The organism is Azonexus sp. GW821-FHT04F04, assembly GCF_059420025.1.
The window spans coordinates 134,746-159,144 of record NZ_JBWKSX010000005.1 but is presented as its reverse complement, the minus strand read 5'-3'; the positions used below and the strand labels follow the sequence as shown (position 1 = coordinate 159,144).

The 24,399-nt window shown below is 57.8% G+C and carries 24 protein-coding genes and 1 tRNA gene; 22 read left to right on the top strand and 3 right to left on the bottom strand.

What is annotated here, in order from left to right:
- Positions 1–54: 54 nt before the first annotated feature.
- On the top strand, positions 55–984 hold the full coding sequence (locus tag AC07TV_RS12105) for an NAD kinase (RefSeq protein ID WP_494648609.1): 930 nt from the start codon (positions 55–57) through the stop codon (positions 982–984).
- Positions 984–2,642, top strand: coding sequence for a DNA repair protein RecN (gene recN / locus AC07TV_RS12100; protein ID WP_494648608.1), 1,659 nt, complete (start codon positions 984–986; stop codon positions 2,640–2,642). Before AC07TV_RS12105 ends, recN begins: the two co-directional genes overlap by 1 nt.
- Before the next feature lie 48 nt (positions 2,643–2,690).
- Here the strand turns inward: recN and AC07TV_RS12095 are convergent, their stop codons facing one another.
- Both AC07TV_RS12095 and fur read right to left on the bottom strand, forming a co-directional pair.
- Positions 2,691–3,293: a TMEM165/GDT1 family protein gene (locus tag AC07TV_RS12095; protein WP_494648607.1), complete on the bottom strand. Its 603-nt coding sequence runs from the start codon at positions 3,291–3,293 to the stop codon at positions 2,691–2,693.
- Between the two features lie 17 nt (positions 3,294–3,310).
- On the bottom strand, positions 3,311–3,754 hold the full coding sequence (fur, locus tag AC07TV_RS12090; RefSeq protein ID WP_494648606.1) for a ferric iron uptake transcriptional regulator: 444 nt from the start codon (positions 3,752–3,754) through the stop codon (positions 3,311–3,313).
- Between the two features lie 94 nt (positions 3,755–3,848).
- On the opposite strand from fur, the gene AC07TV_RS12085 reads away from it, so the two are divergent.
- The 7 genes from AC07TV_RS12085 (at position 3,849) to AC07TV_RS12055 (ending at position 13,217) form a co-directional block, all read left to right on the top strand.
- Positions 3,849–4,331, top strand: a complete 483-nt coding sequence (locus AC07TV_RS12085) for an outer membrane protein assembly factor BamE (protein WP_494648605.1) — start codon at positions 3,849–3,851, stop codon at positions 4,329–4,331.
- A gap of 3 nt (positions 4,332–4,334) precedes the next feature.
- Positions 4,335–5,141 carry a 4-hydroxy-tetrahydrodipicolinate reductase gene (dapB, locus tag AC07TV_RS12080; protein ID WP_494648604.1) on the top strand — a complete coding sequence of 269 codons (807 nt, stop codon included), beginning with the start codon at positions 4,335–4,337 and terminating at the stop codon, positions 5,139–5,141.
- Between the two features lie 5 nt (positions 5,142–5,146).
- Positions 5,147–7,717 (top strand): PAS domain-containing hybrid sensor histidine kinase/response regulator, encoded by a 2,571-nt coding sequence (locus AC07TV_RS12075; RefSeq protein ID WP_494648603.1) that lies wholly within the window; start codon positions 5,147–5,149, stop codon positions 7,715–7,717.
- 124 nt (positions 7,718–7,841) lie between these two features.
- Entirely contained in the window at positions 7,842–8,990 is a 1,149-nt protein-coding gene (gene carA, locus AC07TV_RS12070) for a glutamine-hydrolyzing carbamoyl-phosphate synthase small subunit (protein WP_494648738.1), read from the top strand.
- A gap of 12 nt (positions 8,991–9,002) precedes the next feature.
- The gene (gene carB / locus AC07TV_RS12065) at positions 9,003–12,209 is read left to right on the top strand and encodes a carbamoyl-phosphate synthase large subunit (RefSeq protein ID WP_494648602.1); all 3,207 of its coding nucleotides are present in this window, start codon (positions 9,003–9,005) and stop codon (positions 12,207–12,209) included.
- A gap of 64 nt (positions 12,210–12,273) precedes the next feature.
- A complete protein-coding gene (gene greA, locus AC07TV_RS12060) occupies positions 12,274–12,750 on the top strand; it encodes a transcription elongation factor GreA (protein WP_494648601.1) in 477 nt (158 codons plus the stop codon).
- 5 nt (positions 12,751–12,755) lie between these two features.
- Positions 12,756–13,217 (top strand): DUF4149 domain-containing protein, encoded by a 462-nt coding sequence (locus AC07TV_RS12055; RefSeq protein ID WP_494648600.1) that lies wholly within the window; start codon positions 12,756–12,758, stop codon positions 13,215–13,217.
- Here the strand turns inward: AC07TV_RS12055 and AC07TV_RS12050 are convergent, their stop codons facing one another.
- The gene (locus tag AC07TV_RS12050; protein ID WP_494648599.1) at positions 13,218–13,583 is read right to left on the bottom strand and encodes a YhbY family RNA-binding protein; all 366 of its coding nucleotides are present in this window, start codon (positions 13,581–13,583) and stop codon (positions 13,218–13,220) included.
- A 31-nt stretch (positions 13,584–13,614) separates the two neighbouring features.
- Between AC07TV_RS12050 and rlmE the strand changes: the two genes are divergently transcribed.
- The 13 genes from rlmE to nuoF all read left to right on the top strand — a co-directional run bounded on the left by rlmE (position 13,615) and on the right by nuoF (position 24,360).
- The gene (gene rlmE / locus AC07TV_RS12045) at positions 13,615–14,232 is read left to right on the top strand and encodes a 23S rRNA (uridine(2552)-2'-O)-methyltransferase RlmE (RefSeq protein WP_494648598.1); all 618 of its coding nucleotides are present in this window, start codon (positions 13,615–13,617) and stop codon (positions 14,230–14,232) included.
- A 55-nt stretch (positions 14,233–14,287) separates the two neighbouring features.
- The gene (gene ftsH / locus AC07TV_RS12040; protein WP_494648597.1) at positions 14,288–16,168 is read left to right on the top strand and encodes an ATP-dependent zinc metalloprotease FtsH; all 1,881 of its coding nucleotides are present in this window, start codon (positions 14,288–14,290) and stop codon (positions 16,166–16,168) included.
- 55 nt (positions 16,169–16,223) lie between these two features.
- Positions 16,224–17,060, top strand: a complete 837-nt coding sequence (folP, locus tag AC07TV_RS12035) for a dihydropteroate synthase (protein ID WP_494648596.1) — start codon at positions 16,224–16,226, stop codon at positions 17,058–17,060.
- On the top strand, positions 17,057–18,409 hold the full coding sequence (gene glmM, locus AC07TV_RS12030; protein ID WP_494648595.1) for a phosphoglucosamine mutase: 1,353 nt from the start codon (positions 17,057–17,059) through the stop codon (positions 18,407–18,409). Before folP ends, glmM begins: the two co-directional genes overlap by 4 nt.
- A gap of 87 nt (positions 18,410–18,496) precedes the next feature.
- Positions 18,497–19,246, top strand: coding sequence for a triose-phosphate isomerase (gene tpiA / locus AC07TV_RS12025; RefSeq protein WP_494648594.1), 750 nt, complete (start codon positions 18,497–18,499; stop codon positions 19,244–19,246).
- Between the two features lie 11 nt (positions 19,247–19,257).
- Positions 19,258–19,629 (top strand): preprotein translocase subunit SecG, encoded by a 372-nt coding sequence (gene secG, locus AC07TV_RS12020; protein ID WP_494648593.1) that lies wholly within the window; start codon positions 19,258–19,260, stop codon positions 19,627–19,629.
- Between the two features lie 52 nt (positions 19,630–19,681).
- Positions 19,682–19,766, top strand: a tRNA-Leu gene (locus AC07TV_RS12015).
- Positions 19,767–19,830: 64 nt separating this feature from the next.
- Positions 19,831–20,202: an NADH-quinone oxidoreductase subunit A gene (gene ndhC / locus AC07TV_RS12010; protein WP_494648592.1), complete on the top strand. Its 372-nt coding sequence runs from the start codon at positions 19,831–19,833 to the stop codon at positions 20,200–20,202.
- A 9-nt stretch (positions 20,203–20,211) separates the two neighbouring features.
- Positions 20,212–20,688 carry a NuoB/complex I 20 kDa subunit family protein gene (locus tag AC07TV_RS12005; protein WP_117609323.1) on the top strand — a complete coding sequence of 159 codons (477 nt, stop codon included), beginning with the start codon at positions 20,212–20,214 and terminating at the stop codon, positions 20,686–20,688.
- A gap of 19 nt (positions 20,689–20,707) precedes the next feature.
- On the top strand, positions 20,708–21,313 hold the full coding sequence (locus AC07TV_RS12000; protein ID WP_494648591.1) for an NADH-quinone oxidoreductase subunit C: 606 nt from the start codon (positions 20,708–20,710) through the stop codon (positions 21,311–21,313).
- The gene (locus tag AC07TV_RS11995; RefSeq protein ID WP_494648590.1) at positions 21,306–22,559 is read left to right on the top strand and encodes an NADH-quinone oxidoreductase subunit D; all 1,254 of its coding nucleotides are present in this window, start codon (positions 21,306–21,308) and stop codon (positions 22,557–22,559) included. Before AC07TV_RS12000 ends, AC07TV_RS11995 begins: the two co-directional genes overlap by 8 nt.
- Positions 22,559–23,032: an NADH-quinone oxidoreductase subunit NuoE gene (gene nuoE / locus AC07TV_RS11990; protein WP_494648589.1), complete on the top strand. Its 474-nt coding sequence runs from the start codon at positions 22,559–22,561 to the stop codon at positions 23,030–23,032. Before AC07TV_RS11995 ends, nuoE begins: the two co-directional genes overlap by 1 nt.
- Positions 23,032–24,360 (top strand): NADH-quinone oxidoreductase subunit NuoF, encoded by a 1,329-nt coding sequence (gene nuoF, locus AC07TV_RS11985; protein WP_494648588.1) that lies wholly within the window; start codon positions 23,032–23,034, stop codon positions 24,358–24,360. Before nuoE ends, nuoF begins: the two co-directional genes overlap by 1 nt.
- Positions 24,361–24,399: the final 39 nt, after the last annotated feature.

Here is a 24,399-nt window from a genome sequence, read left to right as displayed (position 1 = left end):
ACTGCGCTTTTCCGGCGAATCGGTGCTGCCCGGTGGCACGATTGCGCGGTTTTTATGCAAGAATTCGACCCCATGAACAGAAGCTTCGCTTCCCTCCGCAATCCCCGGACCATCGCCCTGGTCGGCAAATACCACAGCATGGAAATTGCCGAGTCCTTGCGTGGCCTGGCGGAATATCTTTACGAGCGCGGCGTTTCAGTCTTCATCGAGCGCGAAACCTCCGAGCACATCGGCAAGAAAGTCGATCTGTCGCGCTGGGTGACTTGCGGTTTCAATGACATCGGCGCCCATGCCGACCTCGCCATCGTGCTCGGCGGCGACGGCACCATGCTCAACGCAGCGCGCCGTCTGGCCCGCTATTGCGTGCCGCTCGTCGGCGTCAATCAGGGCCGCCTCGGTTTCATGACCGACATCGCCCGCGACGATCTGCTGACCTGCATGGACGACCTGCTCGACGGCCGCTTCGCCCAGGAAAACCGCATGCTGCTCGCTGCCGAAGTGACGCGCGACGGCAAGGAAATCGCCGAAAATCTGGCGCTCAACGATGTCGTCGTCGACAAGGGCGCCATCGGCCGGATGATCGAATTCGAGCTGTTCATCGACGGCGAGTTCATCTACAACCTGCGCTCCGACGGCCTGATCGTCGCCACGCCGACCGGCTCCACGGCCTATTCGATGTCGGCCGGCGGGCCGATTCTGCATCCGACAACGGCCGGCATTGCTCTCGTGCCGCTTTGCCCGCATGCCCTGACCAATCGGCCGATCATCGTCAATGACAGCGCCGACATCGAGTTGCGCATCGCCAATGCCGATGACGCGCGTGTGCACTTCGATGGTCAGGTGACGCTTGACCTGCAGCGTGGCGATTGTGTCCGCCTGCGCCGTTCCGAACACGCCATCTGTTTCCTGCACCCGCCGGGCTACAGTTACTTCGCCATGCTGCGTCAGAAACTGCAGTGGAGCGAACGGCCCAAAGGTACCTGATGCTGCAGCACCTGACGATTCGCGACTTTGTCATTGTCGACCGGCTGGAACTCTCGTTTTTGGCCGGTTTTGGTGCGTTGACCGGAGAAACCGGGGCTGGCAAATCGATTTTGATTGACGCCCTGGCGCTGGCCCTCGGTGAGCGTGCCGATGCTGGCGTCGTTCGTTCAGGCTGTGAAAAAGCAGAGGTCGCCGCCACTTTCGATATCGCCGCCCAGCCGCAAGTGGGCGACTGGCTACGCGCCAACGATCTCGACGGCGACGACGAACTGCTGCTCCGCCGCGTCGTCGACGCCGGCGGCCGTTCGCGTGCCTACATCAACGGCTCGCCGGCCACCGTCCAGCAAATGCGCGAAGTTGGCGAGTGGCTAGTCGATATCCACGGCCAGCACGCCCACCAGTCGCTGTTACGGGCCGAAGCCCAGCGCATGCTGCTCGACAGCCATGCCGGCCTGAGCGGACAGGCGCGTGAGGTCGCGACCACCTGGAAAATCTGGCGCGATGCCGAGCAAATGCTGCGTACCGCCAGCGAAGGCGCCGACGTCCTGCAGCGCGAACGCGAGCAGTTGCAATGGCAGATCGGCGAACTTGACGCCTTGGCCTTTGGCGACGACGAATGGGCGACGCTTGATGTCGAACACCGTCGCCTCGGTCACGCCGCCAGCCTGATCGAAGGTGCGCAATACGCGCTGGCTGTCCTGTCCGACGACGAAGCTGCCTGCGAACGCCAGATCGACGGCGTCGCCACGCGGCTCGGCAATCTCGCCGAATACGATCCGGCGCTGGCCGAAGTCGCCGCCTTGATCGGCTCGGTACAGGCCGAATTGTCTGACGCGGTGTCCACTTTGCGCCGCTACGCCGACCGGGCCGATCTCGATCCGACCCGTCTGGCCCAGGTCGAGCGCCGGATGGATGCGGTGATGAGCCATTCCCGCAAATATCGTGTTCAGCCCGCCGAATTGCCGGGCTTGCTCGCCGGCTGGCGGCAACGCCTCGCTGAACTCGACGAATCGGCCGATCTGGCCGCTCTGGAAACGAAGGTCGCCGCCGCCCGCCAGGATTATCTGGCTCAGGCCGAAAATCTCTCGGCCGGCCGCAGGAAAGCGGCGACCGAGATGGGCAAGGCAGTCAGCGAAATCATGCGCCAATTGGCGCTGTCCTCCGGCCGTTTCGAGGTTGCCCTGGTGCCGGTTGCAGATGGCGCGGTTTACGGCCTGGAGCAGATCGAATTCCGCATCGGCGGTCTGGCCGGCAACGAAGCCAAGCCGCTGGCCAAGGTCGCCTCGGGCGGCGAGCTGTCGCGCATCAGCCTGGCGATACAAGTACTCACTTCGCGCTCAGCCAGCGTCCCGACGTTGATTTTCGACGAAGTCGATGTCGGCATCGGTGGCGGCGTCGCCGAAATCGTCGGCCGCCTGCTGCGCGAACTCGGTAGCGAACGGCAGGTTCTGTGCGTCACCCACCTGCCGCAGGTCGCCGCCCAGGCCAACTGGCAGTGGCAGGTCAGCAAGGCGACGCGCGACGGCGTCACGCTGAGCGCCATCCTGCCGCTCGACGACAACGGTCGCATCCAGGAAGTCGCCCGCATGCTCGGTGGCGTCGAAATTTCCGCCATCACGCTGCAACACGCTCGCGAACTGCTCCGTTTGCCGGCTTGAATCCGATTTTTCCGGTTGCCACGGTCAACCGGAAAAATCGGCCAAAATTCAAATGATGCCGAGCAGGCGCAAGACGGCGAGCAGCGCGAGCAGCAGGAAAAAGACGCCGCTGATCCGGTGAATCCAGTGCAGCGGCAGGCGGTTGAGCCAGCGCCGGCCGGCCACGACGCCGAGTATCGACGTGCAGGCCAGAGCCAGCGTGGCGCCGACCCAGGTGGCTATGGCGTCGGCGGTGCTGCCCAGGCCGGCGACGGCGATCTGGGTCTTGTCGCCGAATTCAGCCAGAAAGATCATCAGGAAAGTGGTTGCAAAGATGCCGTGACCTGGCTTTTCCTCAATCTCCTCGTCGCCGTCTTCTTCCTCGAAACGCAGGGCGCTGATGCCGAAGATGGCGAAGAGCACGGCAACGGCCGCAGTGACGACCCATTCCGGTAGCCAGGCAGCGATCGCCGCGCCGAACAGCACGGCGAGCAGGTTGAGGAAGGCGAAGGCGGTGACCGAGCCAAATACGACGGGCAGGCCGCGATGGCGGGCGGCCAGTGTCATGCAGACGAGCTGGCTTTTGTCGCCGATTTCGGCGAGGGCGATCAGCAAAAAGGTGGCACCGGCCGAGGACAGCCAAGCCCCCGGCGTCAGGGCGATTTCAGTCATCGGCGAAAATCAGAATGTCAGGACTTGGCGTCCGGATGATCGCGATGCGGGCATTCGGTCTTGGTGCACTGGGCGTACAGGTAGAGCGCGTGGTCCTGAATGGCGAAGCCGCGCTCTTGGGCGATGGCGTTCTGGCGTTTTTCGATTTCCGGATCGTAGAACTCTTCGACGCGGCCGCAGTTGATGCAGACCAAGTGGTCGTGATGCTTGCCGTGGTTGATTTCGAAGACGGCCTTGCCGGATTCGAAGAAGTGCCGTTCGAGCAGGCCGGCCTGTTCGAACTGGGTAAGCACGCGGTAAACAGTGGCCAGCCCGATGTCCATGTTTTCGGCGATCAGCATCTTGTAGACATCTTCCGCCGTCATGTGGCGCAAGGTGCTCGTTTCGAACAGCTCAAGAATTTTCAGTCGGGGAAAGGTGGCTTTCAGCCCCATGTTCTTGAGGCTTTGCGGATCGCTCATGGCGGGAATTCCTGAAATTGTTCGGTCAGGCGAAATGCTGATTTCGGGTATGATATACCGCTTCAAAGCCGATTGAAAAACTCCGGAAAACTGAATGCGCCGTTCCCGTCTATTGCTCGTAGCCGCCTCCTGCGCGCTCATCTCCGCTTGTTCCTACAAGCCGGGCTTCATCAACGAATACAAAATCGACATCCAGCAAGGCAATGTCCTGACGCAGGAAATGGTCTCCCAGCTCAAGCCCGGCCAGACGCGCGATCAGGTTCGCTTCCTGCTCGGAACGCCGATGGTCGCAGACATCTTCCATCAGCAACGCTGGGACTACGTCTACCGCTACCAGAACGGCCAGACTGGCAAGGTCGAAGCACGCAAATTCACCGCGTTCTTCAGCAATGACGGCCTGCTCGAGCGGGTTGAGGGCGATATTGCCGAGGGCGAATCCGGCGAACTGAATGCCCCGCTCAACAAGAGTCGCCTCGTCGATCTCGGATCGCTGTCGCCTGAACAGGCTGACAAGCCGTTGCCGCCGCGCGAACCGCCGAGCTATTACCGTCGTTTCATGGACATGATGGGGTTTTAAGGAATGAGTGCAACACGTATTGGTGTCGTCGGTGCTGGCGGCCGCATGGGCCGGATGTTGATCGAGGCCACGCTGAAAGATGACCAGTTGGCCCTCGGTGCCGCTTTTGATGTGCCGGGCAGCCCGGCCATCGGCAAAACGGCCGGTGATCTGGTCGGCATGCCCTGCGATGTGGTGGTGACCGATGACGTCGCGGCTGGCCTCAAGAATATCGACTGCCTGATCGACTTTACCCGGCCCCAAGGCACGCTGGCTCATCTTGAAATGTGTCGTCAGGCCGGCGTCGCCATGGTCATCGGTACGACCGGCTTCGAAGCCGATGGCAAGGCCGTGATCGCTGCGGCTGCTCAGGATGTTCCCGTTGTCTTCGCGCCCAACATGGCGGTTGGCGTCAATCTCGTCTTCAAGCTGCTGGATACGGCGGCGCGCATCCTGAACCAGGGTTACGACATCGAAATCGTCGAGGCGCACCATCGTCTGAAGATCGATGCGCCGTCCGGGACCGCCTTGCGCATGGGCGAAGTGGTCGCCAGCGCGCTCGGCCGCGATCTCGAAGAGTGCGCGGTTTACGGGCGCGAAGGCGTTACCGGCGAGCGCGATCCATCGACCATCGGCTTCGCCACCGTTCGTGGCGGCGACATCGTTGGCGATCATACAGTCATGTTCTGCGGTCTCGGCGAGCGCGTCGAGGTCACGCACAAAGCCAGCAGCCGCATGCCCTATGCCCTCGGTAGCCTGCGTGCAGCGCGTTTTCTGGCGGGCCGGAAGAACGGTCTTTTCGATATGCAGGACGTTCTAGGCCTGCGTTAGCCGCCATGAAATCTCGCCTGCTGGACCGGCAACTTCAGGAAATTTTCGGCGGCGAAGGTGAGCCCCAATTCAGGCAGTTGATCGAGAAGGCCAGGGCGGAGGGGCAGGATGCGCTGGCCAACGGCATGGAAAAGCTGGTCGGCGTTGTCGATTCAGCCTACCGTGCCTACGCCGGGCTTAATCTCAGCGCCTGGCATACCAAATTGTCTGGCGATGCGCTGGCCGACTGGAATCTGCGGGCTGGCACCATTGACTCCGGACGCCAGTGGAAGCAGATGCTGGGGTACGCCGAGAACGACATAGACAACACGATTGCGCAGTGGCAGCGCATGTTGCACCCGGATGACCTGCGCATGTTGCAGGCGCGGATCGATGCCCACCGGCAAACCCAGGAACCCTATTTTCAGGCCGAATGCCGCTTCAAGGCGCGCGACGGCCAGTGGCGCTGGTTTTTGTTGCGCGGAGCCATAGCCGCCCGCGAGGCTGAAGGCCTGCCGGTTCGCATGCTGGTCCTGCAGCGCGACATCAGCGAAGTCAAAGCGGCCGAGTCCGCCCTGATTTCGGCCAAGGAGGCGGCCGAGGCCGCCAACAAGGCGCGCGGTGCCTTCCTGGCCAACATGAGTCACGAAATCCGGACGCCAATGAACGGCATCATCGGCATGACTGAGCTGGCGCTCGATACGGAGCTTGATGCCGAGCAGCGTCATTATCTAAAGACTGTCAAATCGTCAGCCGAGGCCCTGTTGACCATCGTCAATGACATCCTCGATTTTTCGAAAATCGAAGCTGGCAAGATGGAATTCGAGGCGCTGGCCTTTTCCATTCAGGACACCGTGCTCGAGGCGGTTCGGGTGCTGGCCGTCAGTGCGCACAAAAAAGGCCTTGAACTGGTCGCGAATGTGTATCCCGACGTGCCGCCCCGTATCGTCGGTGATCCGACGCGTTTACGTCAGGTCATCATCAACCTGATCGGCAATGCGATCAAATTTACCGAGCAGGGCGAGGTTGTGCTTGATGTGAGCATCGATCAGCAGACGGAGCAATCCGTATATTTGCGCTTCTCAATCCGCGACACAGGTATCGGCGTACCACCCGAAAAGCAGCAAGCGATCTTCGAGGCATTTTCCCAGGCTGACGTATCGACCACGCGTCGCTTCGGTGGTACCGGTCTCGGGCTGGCCATCAGCGCACGCCTTGTCCAGTTGATGGATGGCAAGATAACGCTCGAAAGTACGCTTGGCGTGGGTTCGGTCTTTTCTTTTACCGGGCGATTTGGCGTCGAGTCCTCAATGCTTTCGCAGACTCAGGCGTTTGCTGCGGTAGCCAGGTACATGGGCCGGCGGGCGTTGGTAATTGATGACAACGAGACCTTTGGGCGCTATCTGGTTGAATTGCTTGAGCGCCTTGGCATTCAGTCTTCGCTGTCGGCCGACGGCGCTTCTGCCGTGGCCGCGATCGAGCGTAGCAGAGCCGTTGATTTTCCCTACGACTATGTGGTCGCTGACGCCAACATGGAGGCGCCAGCCGGGTTTGCCTTGGCTGAAACCTGGAAGAAGTCTGGCCGCGCAGAAAAACTGCTGATCATGCTGACGACTGAAAATCAGCGACACGATCTGATGCGTCTGCGCGAAATCGGGGTATCGGCGCATCTAGTCAAGCCCATCGGCAGTGCCGATCTCGTCGATGCGCTGGCCTTGGCTGAGGGGCCTGAATCGTTGGATCAGAACGAATTCATGCTTTCGGAGATAGGCCTGGGCAGCCTCACCGAGGGCACTGGTGCCGGCTTGAATATCCTGTTGGTTGAGGACAATCCGGTGAATCAGGAACTGGCGACGCGTTTGCTGGAACGCCAGTCGCACCGGGTGACGTTGGCCAATAACGGGGTCGAGGCGGTTGATCTGTTTGATAGCAGCCACTACGACGTGATTCTGATGGATATGCAGATGCCGGTAATGGGTGGCATCGAAGCGACAGAGGCCATTCGCGCCCGCGAGATGCGGCGGAGTTGGGTGGTTTCCCACGAGATGAAGCCCGTCTACATCATTGCCATGACTGCCAATGTCATGGCCAGTGACCGGGATCGTTGCATGGACGCCGGGATGAACGATTACGTCGCCAAACCGTTGCGACCGGATGAGTTGTTTTCTGCTCTGGATCGATGTCGTGGTGGTGGCAGCGAAAGCGAGCCCGTCCTTTTTGGTGCTTTGCCGGCAAGTGCCGGTGGGCGTCTCGACCTTGCGGCCGCGCTCCGCGATATCGGCGAGCCTGAGTTGTTTGCCACGATGGCCGGGATGTTTCTGTCCGAGTGGGATACCCATCTGGGGCGGATCAAGAGCGCACTCGATGCCGCCGATGCGCAGGATCTGCGCATGCATGCCCATACGGTGAAGAGTCTTCTGGCTATGTTTCATGCTGAAAATGCCCGGCGTCGTGCGATGGAAATCGAGCAGGCGGTCGCGTCTGCGGATAATGTCGACTGGGTGGGTTGCAAGCAGCTACATGCCGAGTTGATCGATGAAATGTCGTACATCAAGCCCATCATGAAGCGTTACGTTGAAACTCGCGTAATCCCTTGAATTTGCCTGAAAAGCCTCTTTTCGGCTAAAATAGGAAGGTTAAAAAGCACGAGCGGGGAGGCGCAAGCCTTCCCGCTCGGCACATGAAAAATTAGAAATTCAAGGAGAGCCGGTCGTGTCGTTGCTGCCCTCATTTATACCCGCCATTCTCGCCCTCGCCGACGGAACGGTTTTCAAGGGCCAATCCATCGGCGCTGATGGCGTTACCAGTGGCGAGGTGGTGTTCAACACTGCCATGTCCGGCTATCAGGAAATCCTCACCGATCCGTCCTATTGTCGGCAGATTGTCACATTGACCTACCCGCATATCGGCAACACCGGTTGCAATGCGGAGGATTTTGAATCCAATGCCAATTACGCTGCAGGTCTGGTTATTCGCGACCTGCCGCTGGTTGCTTCCAACTGGCGTTCCGAGGAGGACTTGTCGTCCTACCTCAAGAAGCACGGCATTGTCGCCATCGCCGGCATCGATACGCGCAAGCTGACCCGCATCCTGCGGGAAAAAGGTGCTCAGGCTGGCTGCATCCTGGCTGGCGAAGTGGACGAATCCAAGGCGTTGGCTCTGGCCAAGGCGTTCCCCGGGCTTTCCGGTATGGACCTGGCCAAGGTGGTTTCGGCCAAAGAAGGTTATGACTGGACGGAAGCCGAGTGGTCGCTGAATGGCTACAAGCAGGCTGTCGAGCCGCGTTTCCATGTGGTTGCCTATGATTTTGGTGTCAAGCGCAACATTCTCCGCATGCTGGCCGAGCGAGGCGTCAAGCTGACCGTCGTGCCGGCTCGAACGCCGGCTGCCGATGTTCTGGCGATGAAGCCGGACGGCGTTTTTCTGTCCAATGGTCCGGGCGATCCGGAGCCTTGCGACTACGCCATCGCTGCCATTCGCGAATTCCTCGATCGCGGCGTGCCGACCTTCGGTATCTGCCTTGGCCACCAGTTGCTGGCCCTCGCTTCTGGCGCCAAGACGTTGAAGATGAAGTTCGGTCACCACGGTGCCAATCATCCGGTTAAGGACATGGATACCGGTCAGGTTCTGATCACCAGCCAGAATCACGGTTTTGCTGTGGATGGCGATTCACTGCCGGCCAATCTGCGTGTTACCCACGTCTCGCTGTTCGATGGTTCCCTGCAAGGCATTGCCCGCACCGATGTGCCGGCCTTTTCCTTCCAGGGTCACCCGGAAGCCAGCCCAGGCCCGCACGACGTGGCCTACCTGTTCGACCGCTTCCTCGACACCATGACGCGCGGCGTGGCCGCCCTGCAACCGGCGCAATAAGCGAGAAACAAGATGCCGAAACGTACAGACATAAAAAGTGTTTTGATTATTGGCGCCGGCCCGATCATCATCGGCCAGGCCTGCGAATTCGACTACTCCGGCGCCCAGGCCTGCAAGGCGCTGCGCGAGGAGGGTTACAAGGTCATTCTGGTCAACTCCAATCCGGCGACCATCATGACCGACCCGGAAATGGCCGACGTCACCTACATCGAGCCGATCACCTGGCAGGTCGTCGCCAAGATCATCGAGAAGGAGCGCCCGGACGCGCTGCTGCCGACCATGGGCGGCCAGACCGCGCTGAACTGCGCGCTCGATCTCGATCGCGAAGGCGTGCTGGCCAAGTTCGGCGTCGAGCTGATCGGTGCCTCCAAGGAGGCCATCGACAAGGCCGAGGATCGCCAGAAGTTCAAGGACGCGATGACCAAGATCGGTCTCGGTTCGGCCCGCTCGGCCACGGCGCACAGCATGGAAGAGGCCTACCAGGTACAGGCGACGATCGGTTTTCCGACGATCATCCGCCCGTCGTTCACGCTCGGCGGCACCGGCGGCGGCATCGCCTACAACATGGAAGAGTTCGAGACCATCTGCAAACGCGGTCTCGAAGCCTCGCCGACCAACGAGTTGCTGATCGAAGAGTCGCTGCTCGGCTGGAAGGAATACGAGATGGAAGTGGTCCGCGACAAGGCGGACAACTGCATCATCATCTGCTCGATCGAAAACCTTGATCCGATGGGCGTACACACCGGCGACTCGATCACCGTTGCGCCGGCCCAGACGCTGACCGACAAGGAATACCAGATCCTGCGCAATGCCTCGATCGCCGTGCTACGCGAGATCGGCGTCGATACCGGTGGTTCCAACGTGCAGTTCTCGATCAACCCGAAGGACGGTCGAATGATCGTCATCGAGATGAACCCGCGCGTCTCGCGTTCGTCGGCGCTGGCCTCCAAGGCAACCGGCTTCCCGATCGCCAAGATCGCCGCCAAGCTGTCGGTCGGTTACACGCTCGACGAGTTGTCGAACGACATCACCGGCGGCAAGACCCCGGCCTCCTTCGAGCCGTCGATCGACTACGTCGTCACCAAGGTGCCGCGCTTCGCCTTCGAGAAATTCCCGCAGGCGGATGACACACTGACCACGCAGATGAAGTCGGTTGGCGAGGTTATGGCTATCGGCCGCACCTTCCAGGAGTCGCTGCAGAAAGCCTTGCGCGGACTGGAAGTCGGCGTTGATGGGTTCAATCTGAAAACTGTCGACCCGGCCACCATCGACGAGCAGCTGGCCCGTCCGACCCCGGATCGCCTGTGGTACGTCGCCGATGCGTTTGGCATCGGTATGTCGGTCGAGCGCGTTTTTGAACTGACGAAAATCGATCCGTGGTTCCTCGTCCAGATCAAGGAGATCGTTGATCTCGAACTGGCTGTGGAAAAACGCGAATTTTCCTCGTTGACCGCGGAAGAAGTGCGCTACCTGAAGCGCAAGGGCTTTGCTGACCGTCGTCTGGCTTACCTGCTGAAAACGACCGAAACCGAATTCCGCAATCGTCGTCATGTCTTGGGCGTCCGTCCGGTTTACAAGCGTGTTGATACCTGTGCCGCGGAGTTTTCGACCGATACAGCCTACATGTACTCGACCTACGAGGATGAGTGCGAGGCCAATCCGACTGACAAGAAGAAGATCATGGTCCTCGGCGGCGGTCCGAACCGCATCGGCCAGGGTATCGAGTTCGACTACTGTTGCGTGCATGCCGCCATGGCAATGCGCGAAGACGGTTACGAAACGATCATGGTCAACTGCAATCCGGAAACCGTGTCGACTGACTACGATACCTCGGATCGTCTGTATTTCGAGCCGCTGACGCTGGAAGACGTGCTGGAAATCGTCGCCATCGAAAAGCCGGTCGGCGTCATCGTCCAGTATGGCGGGCAGACGCCGCTCAAGTTGGCGCTGGCGCTCGAAGCCAATGGCGTGCCGATCATCGGTACCAGCCCGGAATCGATCGACGTTGCCGAAGACCGCGAGCGCTTCCAGAAGCTGTTGCACGAACTCGGCCTCAAGCAACCGCCGAACCGCACGGCCCGTACCGAGGAAGATGCCCTTCGTCTGGCCCAGGAAATTGGCTATCCGCTGGTCGTCCGCCCGTCCTACGTGCTCGGTGGTCGCGCCATGGAAATCGTCCATGAGCAGAAGGACCTTGAGCGCTACATGCGTGAAGCCGTCAAGGTTTCGCACGACTCCCCGGTGCTTCTCGACCGGTTCCTGAACGATGCTGTTGAATGTGACGTTGATGCCCTTTCCGATGGCGAGGAGGTCATCATCGGTGGCGTCATGGAACACATCGAACAGGCTGGCGTGCACTCTGGTGACTCCGCTTGCTCGCTGCCGCCGTACTCGCTGTCGGCTGCCGTGCAGGACGAACTGCGCCGCCAGACCAAACTGATGGCCAAGGCGCTCAACGTTTGCGGCTTGATGAACGTGCAGTTCGCCATCAAGGACAACGACGTCTACGTGCTGGAAGTCAATCCGCGTGCCTCGCGTACCGTGCCGTTCGTTTCCAAGGCTACTGGGCTGCAACTGGCCAAGATCGCGGCGCGCTGCATGGCCGGGCGCAGCCTCAAGGATCAGGGCGTGACCAAGGAAGTGATTCCGCCGTATTTCTCGGTCAAGGAAGCTGTTTTCCCCTTCGTCAAGTTCCCCGGTGTCGATACGATTTTGGGGCCGGAGATGAAGTCGACCGGCGAGGTGATGGGAGTTGGCGTTACTTTTGCCGAAGCCTTCGTCAAGTCGCAACTGGCCGCCAGCGTCAAGCTGCCGACCGCTGGCAAGGTATTCATGTCGGTCAAGGATAGTGACAAGGCAAAGGCTATTGAAATTGCCCGCCATCTGCTTGACGCCGGTTTCCATCTCGTGGCGACACGTGGGACTGCACATGCCATCGAAGCTGCTGGCTTGCCGGTGCAGACGGTCAACAAGTTCACTGAAGGTCGGCCGCACATCGTCGACATGATCAAGAACAACGAAATTTCCCTGATCATCAATACGGTCGAGGAAAAACGTCAGGCGATTAACGACTCGCGCAACATCCGTACTTCCGGTCTGCAGGCTCGTGTCACAATGTATACGACGATCTGGGGTGCCGAGGCTGCGGCCGAGGGTATTCGCAATCTGGGTGAGTTGGTGGTTTATCCGATTCAGGCATTGCACACGCAGCTACACTGAGAAAAACCTGAAACCGCCGGGTAGCCTTGGGGCGCCGGCGGTTTTGCTTTTGCTGGAAGAGAATATGAGCAAAGTACCCTTGACCGTAAAAGGCGCCGAAAAGCTGCGCGAAGAACTGCATCGCCTGAAGACGGTTGATCGTCCATGGGTGATTGGTGCAATCGCCGAGGCTCGTGCCCATGGTGATCTTTCGGAAAACGCCGAGTACGATGCCGCCAAGGAGCGTCAGGGCTTCATCGAAGGGCGTATTCAGGAGGTTGAGGGAAAGCTGTCGCACGCACAGATTATCGACCCGAAGCTGCTCGATGCTGATGGCCGTTGTGTTTTTGGCGCAACGCTCGATCTCGAGGATCAGGATTCTGGTGATGCCGTGACCTACCAGATTGTTGGTGAGGACGAGGCTGACATCAAGGCAGGAAAAATTTCAGTAAATTCGCCGATGGCCCGGGCATTGATCGGCAAGTATGCTGGCGATATCGCTCAGGTTCAGGCGCCGGGTGGCATGCGCGAGTACGAAATTATCGACGTCCGCTACGAGTAATTGGCGTGCGCCGGCTGTCCGAAGCCCTCTATCTGGTCGCGATTACCCTGTGGGTTGGCAGCCTTTGGGCGATTGGTTACATGGTGGCGCCAGTGCTCTTTGCCAGCCTTGGCGATCGGCAACTCGCCGGCATGTTGGCTGGCAAGCTGTTTGCATTGATCGGCTGGGTGGGTTTGGGATGTGCCGCCTGGCTGCTGGTTTTTCTGGTTTCCCGTTGCGGCGGGCAGGTGTTCAAACGTGGCGTCTTTTGGCTGGTTGTCCTGATGTCGCTGATGACCGTTGCCAGTCAGTTTGGCATCCAGCCATTAATGGCTCAGCTGAAGCTCGATGCCATGCCGCGGGATGTGATGGAAAGTGTGTTGCGCGACCGATTTGCCGCGTGGCACGGTATCTCCAGCATTCTCTACTTGATGCAGAGTCTGCTGGGATTGTGGCTCGTGATTTGGGGCGGTCGCGGACTGAAGTGATCAGCCTTGGAATGCTCGCTTGCTTTTGCGCGGCGCAGCAGGAATCGGGCGTCTCGGTTTTGGGGCTTTTTTCGCGTTGACCGCAGCAATTTCAGCGGGGATGGGACGAAAAACGACCAGTAGCTTGCCGATGTGCTGAACGGGTGCAGCGCCCAGTCGGGCACAGATTTGCTCATAATAGGCCAAGCGATTTTCGCGGCTGTCACCATAAACGCGAATCTTGATCAGTTCGTGGGCGTTCAGGTTCATTTCGATTTCCTTTAGAACGCCCTCAGTGAGGCCGTTTTCGGCAATCGATACAACAGGATTCAGGTCGTGGGCCTTGGCGCGCAGTTCGCGGCGCTGGGCAGATGATATTTGCAGCATAGTAAACCTTTCAAAAACGGCATTTTACCGAATGAAAAGAACCAGAACCAGCAAAGCTTGGATGCGCGAGCATGTTAATGATACCTACGTTCAGCTCGCGAAGAAGGAAGGTTGGCGTTCTCGCGCCGCTTTCAAGCTGCTTGAGATTGACGACAAGGATAAACTGCTCAAACGTGGCGAGGTGGTTGTCGACCTCGGTGCCACCCCGGGTGGCTGGTCTCAGGTCGCCACCAAAAGGGTTGGTGATGGCGGAATGGTGGTTGCCCTCGATCTTCTCGAAATGGAACCGATTCATAACGTCCATTTCATTCAGGGGGATTTTCGTGAAGATGATGTGCTGGACCAACTTGAAAAACAATTGGGAGATCGCCGCGTGGGGCTTGTAATGTCCGACATGGCCCCCAATATGTCAGGAGTACCTTTGGTTGATCAGGCGCGCGTCATGCACTTGGCTGAGCTTGGGCTGGAGTTTTCCAGAGCGCACCTGAAACCAGATGGTGCTTTTCTGGTCAAAGTTTTTCAGGGAACGGATTACGAGACATTTCTTCGTCAAATGCGTGAGACGTTCAAGACTGTCGTAGTGCGCAAACCGGACGCTTCCCGTGATCGTAGCGCCGAGCTTTATTTGCTCGGACGCACATTGCGTTGAGAGTTTTGTTTAGAATGGCATTTTTATCGCTCGTCGCTGTAGAAGGAGTGCAAGCTTGAACAACATGTTCAAAAACCTGGCAGTCTGGCTGGTCATCGGCCTGGTGCTGATGACGGTGTTTAACCAGTTCAACAGCCGTCAGGTTGCAACCGGGTCCGTCGAATACTCCCAATTCATCGAGGAGGTAAAGTCTGGCCGCATCTCCAAGGTGGTCATGGAAGGCCGTACGCTGAAGGCGACGACGAGCGAGGGCAAGCGCATCACGTCCTACGCGCCGCCTGATCTCTGGCTGGTTTCCGATCTGCTCAAGAATGGCGTCAAGATTGAAGCCAAGCCAGAAGAAGAGCCATCCTTCCTGATGAATCTGTTTGTCAGTTGGTTCCCGATGCTCCTTTTAATTGGCGTCTGGGTTTTCTTCATGCGCCAGATGCAGGGCGGTGGTAAGGGTGGTGCCTTTTCGTTCGGTAAGTCCAAGGCGCGCATGATGGACGAGTCGACCAATGCCATTACCTTTGCCGATGTTGCTGGTTGTGACGAGGCCAAGGAGGAGGTTCAGGAGATCGTTGATTTCCTGCGCGATCCTTCCAAGTTCCAGAAGCTCGGTGGCCGTATTCCGAAGGGTGTGCTGATGGTCGGCAACCCCGGGACTGGCAAGACGCTGCTCGCCAAGGCTATTGCCGGCGAAGCCAAGGTGCCATTCTTCAGTATTTCGGGTTCAGATTTCGTAGAAATGTTCGTTGGTGTTGGCGCTGCACGTGTTCGTGACATGTTCGAGAACGCCAAGAAGCACGCGCCGTGCATCATCTTTATAGATGAAATTGACGCGGTCGGCCGTCATCGCGGCGCCGGTCTCGGCGGTGGCAATGATGAGCGCGAACAGACCTTGAACCAGTTGCTGGTAGAGATGGACGGTTTCGAAGGCCATAGTGGCATCATCGTCATCGCCGCGACTAACCGTCCGGATATCCTGGACCCGGCGCTGCTGCGTCCCGGTCGTTTCGATCGTCAGGTTGTCGTGCCCTTGCCCGATATTCGTGGCCGGGAGGAAATCCTCAAGGTGCATATGCGCAAAGTGCCAATTGCCGGTGATGTCAAAGCCGATGTCATTGCGCGAGGTACCCCGGGTTTTTCGGGCGCCGATCTGGCTAATCTGGTTAACGAAGCCGCCTTGTTCGCTGCGCGCACCAACAAGCGCCTCGTGGACATGGACGACTTTGAAAAGGCCAAGGACAAGATCATGATGGGGGCCGAGCGCCGCAGCATGGTCATGAGCGAAGAAGAAAAGATGAATACGGCGTACCACGAGTCGGGGCATGCCGTAGTCGCCAAGCTGGTGCCAAAGTCGGATCCTGTTCACAAGGTCACCATAATCCCCCGTGGCCGTGCTCTGGGCCTGACCATGCAACTGCCGGAAGAAGATCGCTACGCGTATGACCGGCAATACCTGATGAGCCGAATTGCTGTCCTGTTCGGCGGGCGTATTGCCGAAGAGTTGTTCATGAACCAGATGACCACCGGCGCATCCAACGATTTTGAACGGGCTACCGCGATGGCTCGCGATATGGTGACTCGTTATGGTATGTCCGATCTCGGGGTAATGGTTTATGGCGAGAACGATGGGGAGGTTTTCCTTGGTCGTTCCGTGACTCAGCACAAGAATGTCTCCGAAGCGACGATGCAGAAGGTGGACGCTGAAATTCGCCGCCTTATTGACGAGCAATACGCGCTTGCCCGTCGCCTGCTGGAAGAGAATCGGGACAAGGTTGAGGCGATGACCAAGGCCTTGCTTGAGTGGGAAACCATCGATGCCGAGCAGATCGACGACATTATGGCTGGCAAGGCGCCGCGTCCGCCTAAACCATCGCAGTCAGCGCCGCGGTCAAAAACGCCTAGCGATACGCCGGGTGCTGAGCCAAGTGCTCCTGCGACGGCTTGATTTTTTTGATTGCTGAATTGGCCGGGAGTCTCTCCCGGCCTTTTATTTTTGCGCCATGACAACACTGCATTGCGGCCGGTTCAGGCTCCCGCTGGATCGTCCTTTGTTGATGGGGATCGTCAATCTCACGCCAGACTCATTTTCCGGTGACGGCTTGGTTGGCAATGTCGAACAGGCTGTGCGACACGCGCGTCAGCAGTACGAGGCCGGCTCGGATATTCTGGACATCGGTGCCGAGTCATCTCGTCCGGGAGCGATTCCCGCTTCAGAGGCGGACGAATTGCGACGCCTGTTGCCTGTTTTGAAAGAAATTGCCGATTGGGGAGTTCCTATTTCGGTAGATACCTACAAACCGGCAGTCATGCGTGCCGCACTGGAAGCTGGTGCAACGATGATCAATGACATCACTGGCATGGTTAGCCGCGAAGCGTTGTCAGTGGTGGCCGAGAGCGATTGCGCCGTGTGTGTCATGCATATGCAAGGTGAGCCGGGTACGATGCAGCAAACGCCGTACTATCAGGATGTCGTTTCAGAAGTGAATTCCTTTCTGGCAGGGTCTGTTGAGCGTTGCAGGCTGGCTGGTATTGCCGATGAACGCATTGTGCTTGATCCAGGTTTTGGCTTCGGAAAAACAGTGCACCACAATTTGGCGCTATTTTCGGCGTTGACCGAGGCAGGTATCGGTGGTTTTCCTGTATTGGTCGGCGTTTCCAGGAAATCCATGCTCGGTGCAATTACCGGGCGACCGGTTGGAGAGCGGCTGGCGGCCAGCGTGGCGGCAGCCCTGCTCGCCGCCCAAAAAGGTGCGAAAATACTTCGTGTGCATGACGTGGCTGCAACCAGGGACGCCTTGGCAGTCTGGGCTGCAATAGAACAAGGGAGTCAGGTATGAGCAGGAAATATTTTGGTACCGATGGCGTGCGAGGCCGTGTCGGTCAGTCGCCAATTACGCCCGATTTCGTAATGCGCCTCGGGTATTCGGCAGGTAAGGCCTTGCTGGATCAGTCCGGTATGCCATCTGGCGAGCGGCCGGCGGTGTTGATAGGTAAGGATACGCGCCTGTCCGGTTACATGCTTGAGTCGGCCTTGGAAGCAGGATTTTCGGCGGCCGGGATTGACGTTTTTCTGGTTGGCCCGTTACCGACCCCTGCCGTCGCCTACCTGACCCGTGCCTTGCGATTGCAGGCGGGGATCGTAATCTCCGCTTCACATAACCCTTACTACGATAATGGCATCAAATTCTTCTCGGCACAGGGTACCAAATTGCCTGATGGGGTAGAGCATGCCATCGAGGAGGGTATAGATCAGCCGATGGTTTGCGCGCCGCCAGCGGATCTTGGTCGCGTCAGGCGTATCGAGGATGCGCGCGGCCGCTATATAGAATTCTGCAAGAGTACTTTTCCAAACGACCTCGACTTGCGTGGTTTGAAAATTGTTGTCGATTGTGCGCATGGCGCTGCTTACCATATAGCGCCGAGTGTTTTTCATGAATTGGGCGCTGATGTCGTTTCCATTGGGGCGCAACCCAATGGTCTGAATATCAATGATGGCGTTGGCGCTACGGCTCCCAAGGCATTGTGTGAGGCTGTGCTGGCCAATCGCGCCGATCTTGGTGTCGCTTTGGATGGCGATGCGGACCGCCTTCAAATGGTCGATGCCGAAGGGAACCTATATGACGGCGATCAGCTGCTTTTTGCTATCGTTCGCAGTCGGGCTCGTGTGGCCAAAGTGAAGGGCGTCGTTGGTACGTTGATGAGCAATCTCGCGTTGGAGCACGCTCTTGGCAAGATTGACATCCCGTTTGCCCGGGCGGCAGTTGGTGATCGCTACGTTGTAGAGATGCTCAACGAAAAGGGATGGTTATACGGCGGTGAAAATTCCGGACATATCCTTGCGATGGATCGCCATACGACAGGCGATGGCATTGTTGCAGCCTTGCAGGTTTTGGCCGCGCTGCGCGAGTTTGGCGGCGACTTGAAGGGCTTGCTGGGCGGTTTGGCGCTCTATCCGCAGAAACTGATCAATGTGCCGATCGCCCGCGGATTTCCATGGAAAGATCATCCAGCGATCACGTCTGCCCTGGCTGAAACCGAGGCCGGTATGGCCGGGCGGGGCAGGGTGTTGTTGCGCGCCTCGGGAACCGAGCCGTTGTTGCGGGTGATGGTCGAAGGCGAAGATGCTGGCGAAGTGGCGTGTGCCGCTGAAAAACTGGCCAGCGTCGTGCGGGAGTCCACGCAATAAATTAAGGCGCATCTCTATTCGTATTGACCGAAAAATCGACGAGTCGCTATAATCCGAAGGTTTTTCGCCAACGGAATCATCTAGCCCATGCGTAGAAAGCTCGTAGCTGGTAACTGGAAGATGCACGGCGCACTGCATCAAAATTCAGAACTCATGGCGCGTATTGTGGCAGAGGCCTCCGGGTTACTTTGTGAAATAGCTGTGTGCCCGCCCTATCCGTATCTCGCTCAGGTGCAGTCCCTGATACAGGGGGTAGCCGTTGCTTTGGGAGCGCAGTCGGTAAGTGAGCATCCTTCCGGGGCATATACAGGCGAGGTGTCCGGTTCAATGTTGGCCGAGTTTGGTTGTCGTTATGTGCTGGTAGGCCACTCTGAGCGACGCGCCCTGTTCGGTGAAACGGATATGGTTGTTGCAGCCAAGTTTGAGGCTGCTCAAAAAGCTGGCTTGGTGCCTATTTTGTGTGTGGGTGAGACGCTGAGTGAGCGTGAGGCTGGCAAGACAGGCTTCGTGGTGGCAAGGCAGTTGTCGGCGGTCTTGGATCGTCTCGGTGTGGCTGCCATGTCATCTGCAGTAGTTGCGTATGAGCCGGTGTGGGCAATCGGGACTGGGATGACTGCGTCTCCAGCTCAGGCCCAGGAGGTGCATGCGGCTATTCGTGCTCAGGTTGCAGCGCTTGGCTTGGGTGTTGCTACGGATTTGCGTATTCTTTATGGTGGTAGTGTGAAGCCGCAGAATGCGAAGGAGTTGTTTGGGCAGTCTGACATTGATGGTGGTTTGATCGGTGGTGCTGCCTTGGTTGCGGACGATTTTTTGACGATTTGCCACGCGGCGAATTGATAGGCTAACAAATGAACTGGTTTTTCTCTCTCCTTCTGACGGTCCATATTCTGGTTGCGATCGTTATTATTGGTCTGGTGTTGATGCAGCATGGCAAGGGTGCCGACATGGGGGCTGCGTTTGGCAGTGGTGCTTCCGGAAGCTTGTTTGGTGCTACCGGGTCCGCCAATTTTCTAAGTCGTACGACAGGCGTTCTTGCGGCAGTGTTTTTCGCGACGAGTCTGACCTTGGCGTATGTTGCCTCCAGCAAGCCAAAAACGACTGGCAGTGTCATGCAAGAACCGGTACAATCGCAGACTGTTTCGCAGCCTGCTTCCGCGGCTGTGGAATCGCCAGCTGCTCCTGCGGGTGCGGGTTCCAAGGCGAAAGACATACCGAAGTAGCGCAAGATGGATTGCTTGGCATGGAGTCCTCGCCGAGTAATCAAAAAGACGTGCCGACGTGGTGAAATTGGTAGACACGCTATCTTGAGGGGGTAGTGGCGCAAGCTGTGCGAGTTCGAGTCTCGCCGTCGGCACCAAAAATCTGGGCAGCGGCCGCAGGGTGCGCTGTTTCGAACAAAAACTGAATATTGGCGGCGGGTCATGGAAAACTACTTTCCAATCCTGATGTTCGTTCTGGTGGGGGTTGCGGTGGGTGTGTTGCCCATTGCGATGGGCTTTATACTAGCTCCAAGCCGGCCGGACCCTGAAAAGCTCTCTCCTTACGAGTGTGGCTTTGAGGCTTTTGAAGATGCGCGCATGAAGTTTGATGTGCGTTTCTATCTGATTGCTATCCTATTTATTTTGTTCGATCTGGAAATTGCCTTCCTGTTTCCGTGGGCTGCAATTTTCAAGGACATAGTGGCGACGGAGTCGATCAAGTTGTTCGGCTTTGTTGAAATGCTTGTGTTTGTTGCCATTCTGGTCGTTGGTTATGTATATGCCTGGGCCAAGGGCGCGCTGGAATGGGAATGAGGCTAGGCTATGGCTATTGAGGGCGTTCTCCAGGAAGGTTTTGTCACTACAACGGCTGACAAGCTAATTAATTACATGCGAACCGGCTCGATTTGGCCGATGACTTTCGGTTTGGCCTGTTGTGCGGTTGAGATGATTCATGCGGGCGTCTCTCGTTACGATCTTGACCGTTTCGGCATTGTGTTCCGGGCAAGTCCTCGGCAGTCGGATGTGATGATCGTCGCAGGTACGCTGACCAATAAAATGGCGCCTGCGCTGCGCAAGGTCTATGACCAAATGGCTGAGCCGCGCTGGGTGATCTCGATGGGGTCGTGCGCAAATGGCGGTGGTTATTACCATTATTCCTATTCTGTTGTGCGTGGCTGCGATCGCATCGTGCCAGTCGATATCTATGTTCCTGGTTGCCCTCCAACTGCAGAGGCCCTGATTTACGGCTTGATACAGTTGCAGAACAAGATTCGCCGCACTAACACCATTGCTCGTTAATTGCCAAGGCTGATTCGATATGTCTGCCAAGCTGGAAACGCTTAGTCAAAACCTGCAAAAACATTTTGGCGATAAGCTGAAATCGTTGAAGCTGGCTTTAGGTGAAGTAACCATTGAGGTCGGTGCTGCCGACTATCTCGGTGTGATGACTGCATTGCGGGATGAGGCTGATCTTCATTTTGAAGAAATCATAGATTTGTGTGGTGTCGATTATTCGACCTACGGTGATGGTGGCTGGCAAGGCCGGCGCTTTGCCGCGGTCTCGCATCTTCTTTCGATCGCTAACAACTGGCGTTTGCGTGTGCGCGTCTTTGCTGAGGACGATGAGTTTCCGTCCGTTGATTCCGTTGCCGGTGTTTGGAGAAGTGTCAATTGGTTTGAGCGCGAAGCGTTCGATCTCTTTGGCATTGCTTTTGTGGGCCATGACGATCTGCGCCGCATCCTGACTGATTATGGCTTTATCGGCCACCCTTTCCGCAAGGATTTTCCAATTTCAGGTCATGTCGAAATGCGTTATGACCCCGATCAGGCACGTGTGATCTATCAACCGGTGACCATCGAGCCTCGGGAGAACACCCCGCGCATCGTGCGCGAAGACACCTTCGGGGATACTGCTCATGGCTGACATCCGCAATTTCACGCTGAATTTTGGTCCGCAGCACCCGGCAGCGCACGGTGTTCTGCGCTTGGTGCTCGAATTGGACGGCGAAGTCGTCCAGCGCGCCGATCCGCATATCGGCCTGTTGCATCGTGCTACGGAAAAATTGGCTGAAACCCGGACCTGGGTGCAGTCCGTGCCGTACATGGATCGTCTCGACTACGTGTCGATGATGTGCAACGAGCACGCCTACTGCCTGGCCACTGAAAAGCTGCTTGGTATCGAAGTGCCGGAGCGTGGCAAGTACATCCGCGTCATGTTCGATGAGGTTACCCGTATCCTCAACCATTTATTATGGATCGGCTGTCATGCGCTGGACGTCGGTGCGATGACCATGGCGCTCTACACCTTCCGCGAGCGTGAAGATCTGATGGATGTGTATGAAGCGGTTTCCGGTGCGCGTATGCATGCTGCCTACTATCGCCCTGGTGGTGTCTATCGTGATCTGCCTGATCGCATGCCACAGTACCAGGAGTCGACTTGGACCAACGCCAAGAGGGCGGCAGAGAAGAACGAGAACCGTAGCGGTTCGCTGCTCGACTTCCTCGAAGATTTTACCAATCGCTTCCCAACCTATCATTCCGAATACCATACCTTGCTGACCGACAACCGGATCTGGAAGCAGCGTCTGGTCAATGTCGGTGTCGTGACGCCGGAGCGCGCCCTGCAGATGGGCTTTACGGGGGCCATGCTGCGTGGCTCGGGGGTCGCTTGGGACTTGCGCAAGAAGCAGCCATACGCTGCCTATGACAAGGTTGATTTCGATGTGCCGGTGGGCGTCAATGGCGACAGTTACGACCGCTACCTGGTTCGCATGGAAGAAATGATCCAGTCGAACAACATTATCAAGCAGTGTATCGCTTGGCTGCGCAAGAATCCCGGCCCGGTGATCACCGACAATAACAAGGTGGCGCCGCCGCCCCGCGAAAACATGAAGACCAATATGGAGGAGCTGATTCACCACTTCAAGCTCTTCACCGAAGGCATCCATGTTCCGGCCGGCGAAGCCTATGCCGCAGTCGAGCATCCGAAGGGTGAGTTCGGTATCTACTTTGTTTCCGATGGTGCCAACAAACCTTACCGTATGAAAATTCGTGCTCCGGGCTTTGTCCACCTGGCTGGTCTGGACGAAATGTCCAGAGGCCACATGATTGCCGACGTCGTTACGATTATCGGTTCCCAAGATATTGTTTTTGGCGAGATTGACCGCTGATGTTTTCCGCTGAAACCCTCCAGAAGTTTGCCCGCGAGGTCGCCAAGTACCCCGCTGATCAAAAACAGTCGGCGTCGATGGCTTGTCTCGCGCATGCACAGGAAGAAAAAGGCTGGCTGGCCCCCGAGTCCATTGAGGCTGTCGCCAACTATCTTGGTATGCCGCCAATCGCGGCTTACGAAGTGGCCTCTTTTTACAATATGTATGACCTGAAACCGGTCGGCAAGTACAAGATCACGGTCTGTACCAACCTGCCTTGCGCGCTGTCGGGTGGCTACCACGCAGGCGAATATCTCCAGCACAAGCTCGGTATCGGCTACGGCGAAACGACCCCGGACGGCAAGTTTACATTGAAGGAAGGTGAGTGCATGGGGGCCTGCGGTGACGCGCCGGTTTTCATCGTCAACAACCGCTCGATGTGCAGCCACATGCACCCGGAACAGATCGACAAGCTGCTTGAGGAGTGCAAATAATGGCAATGCTTGGTTCGATCAACGGCGTTCTGATGGAAGGCTTGGATGGGGACAACACCTGGCGCCTCAAGGATTACGTTGCCCGCGGTGGCTATGCGCAGCTGAAGCGCATCCTGGAAACCAAGATGACCCAGGAAGACGTGATCAGCGAAGTCAAGAAATCCGTACTGCGCGGTCGTGGCGGCGCCGGGTTCCCGACCGGGCTGAAGTGGTCCTTCATGCCGCGCTCCTTTCCTGGCGACAAGTACGTCGTCTGCAATACCGATGAAGGTGAGCCGGGAACCTTCAAGGACCGCGACATCATGCGTTTCAATCCGCATGCCGTCATCGAGGGCATGGCGATCGCCGCCTACGCGATGGGTGCCAACCGCGGTTACAACTACGTGCATGGCGAGGTCTGGCAGGAATACAAGCGTTTCGAAGAGGCGCTCGACGAAGCGCGTGCTGCCGGCTTCATCGGCCAAAATATTCTCGGTTCGGGCTTTAACTTCGAGCTTTTCGCCCATCACGGCTTCGGTGCCTATATCTGTGGCGAAGAAACAGCGCTGCTCGAATCGATCGAAGGCAAGAAGGGCCAGCCGCGCTTCAAGCCGCCGTTCCCGGCGTCCTTCGGTTTGTACGGCAAACCGACGACGATCAACAATACCGAAACCTTTGCCGCCATTCCTTTCATCCTGAAGATGGGTGGCGAAGAGTTCCTGAATCTGGGCAAGCCGAATAACGGTGGCACCAAGCTGTTCTCGGTCTCCGGCCACGTCAATCGTCCGGGTAACTACGAAATTCCGCTCGGTACACCTTTTGCGACCCTGCTTGAAATGTGCGGCGGGATGCGCGGCGGGCGCAAGCTCAAGGCGGTGATTCCCGGCGGCTCGTCGGCCCCGGTGATGCCGGGCGAAGTGATCATGGATTGCACCATGGACTATGACTCGATCAGCAAGGGCGGCTCGATGCTCGGTTCCGGCGCAGTCATCGTGATGGACGAGACGGTCTGCATGGTCAAGGCGCTGGAGCGTTTGTCCTTCTTCTATTACGAAGAGTCCTGCGGTCAATGTACCCCCTGCCGTGAAGGTACGGCCTGGATGTACAAGGTCGTCCATCGCATCGAGAACGGTCTCGGCAAGCCCGAAGACCTCGATTTGCTGAACAGTGTGCTCGGCAATATTGCCGGTCGCACCATTTGTGCGCTCGGTGATGCGGCAGCCTTCCCGGTACAGAGCTTCATCAAGCACTTCGGCAAGGAATTTGAGTTCCACATTGAAAACAAGACCTGTCTGGTTCCCAAGGATGTGCAATGGGCAGGCAGTGGCTTCCACAAGATTCCGGCCTGACAGGCTACGGGTTGTAACGAAAGAACTGGCTACAAGGTA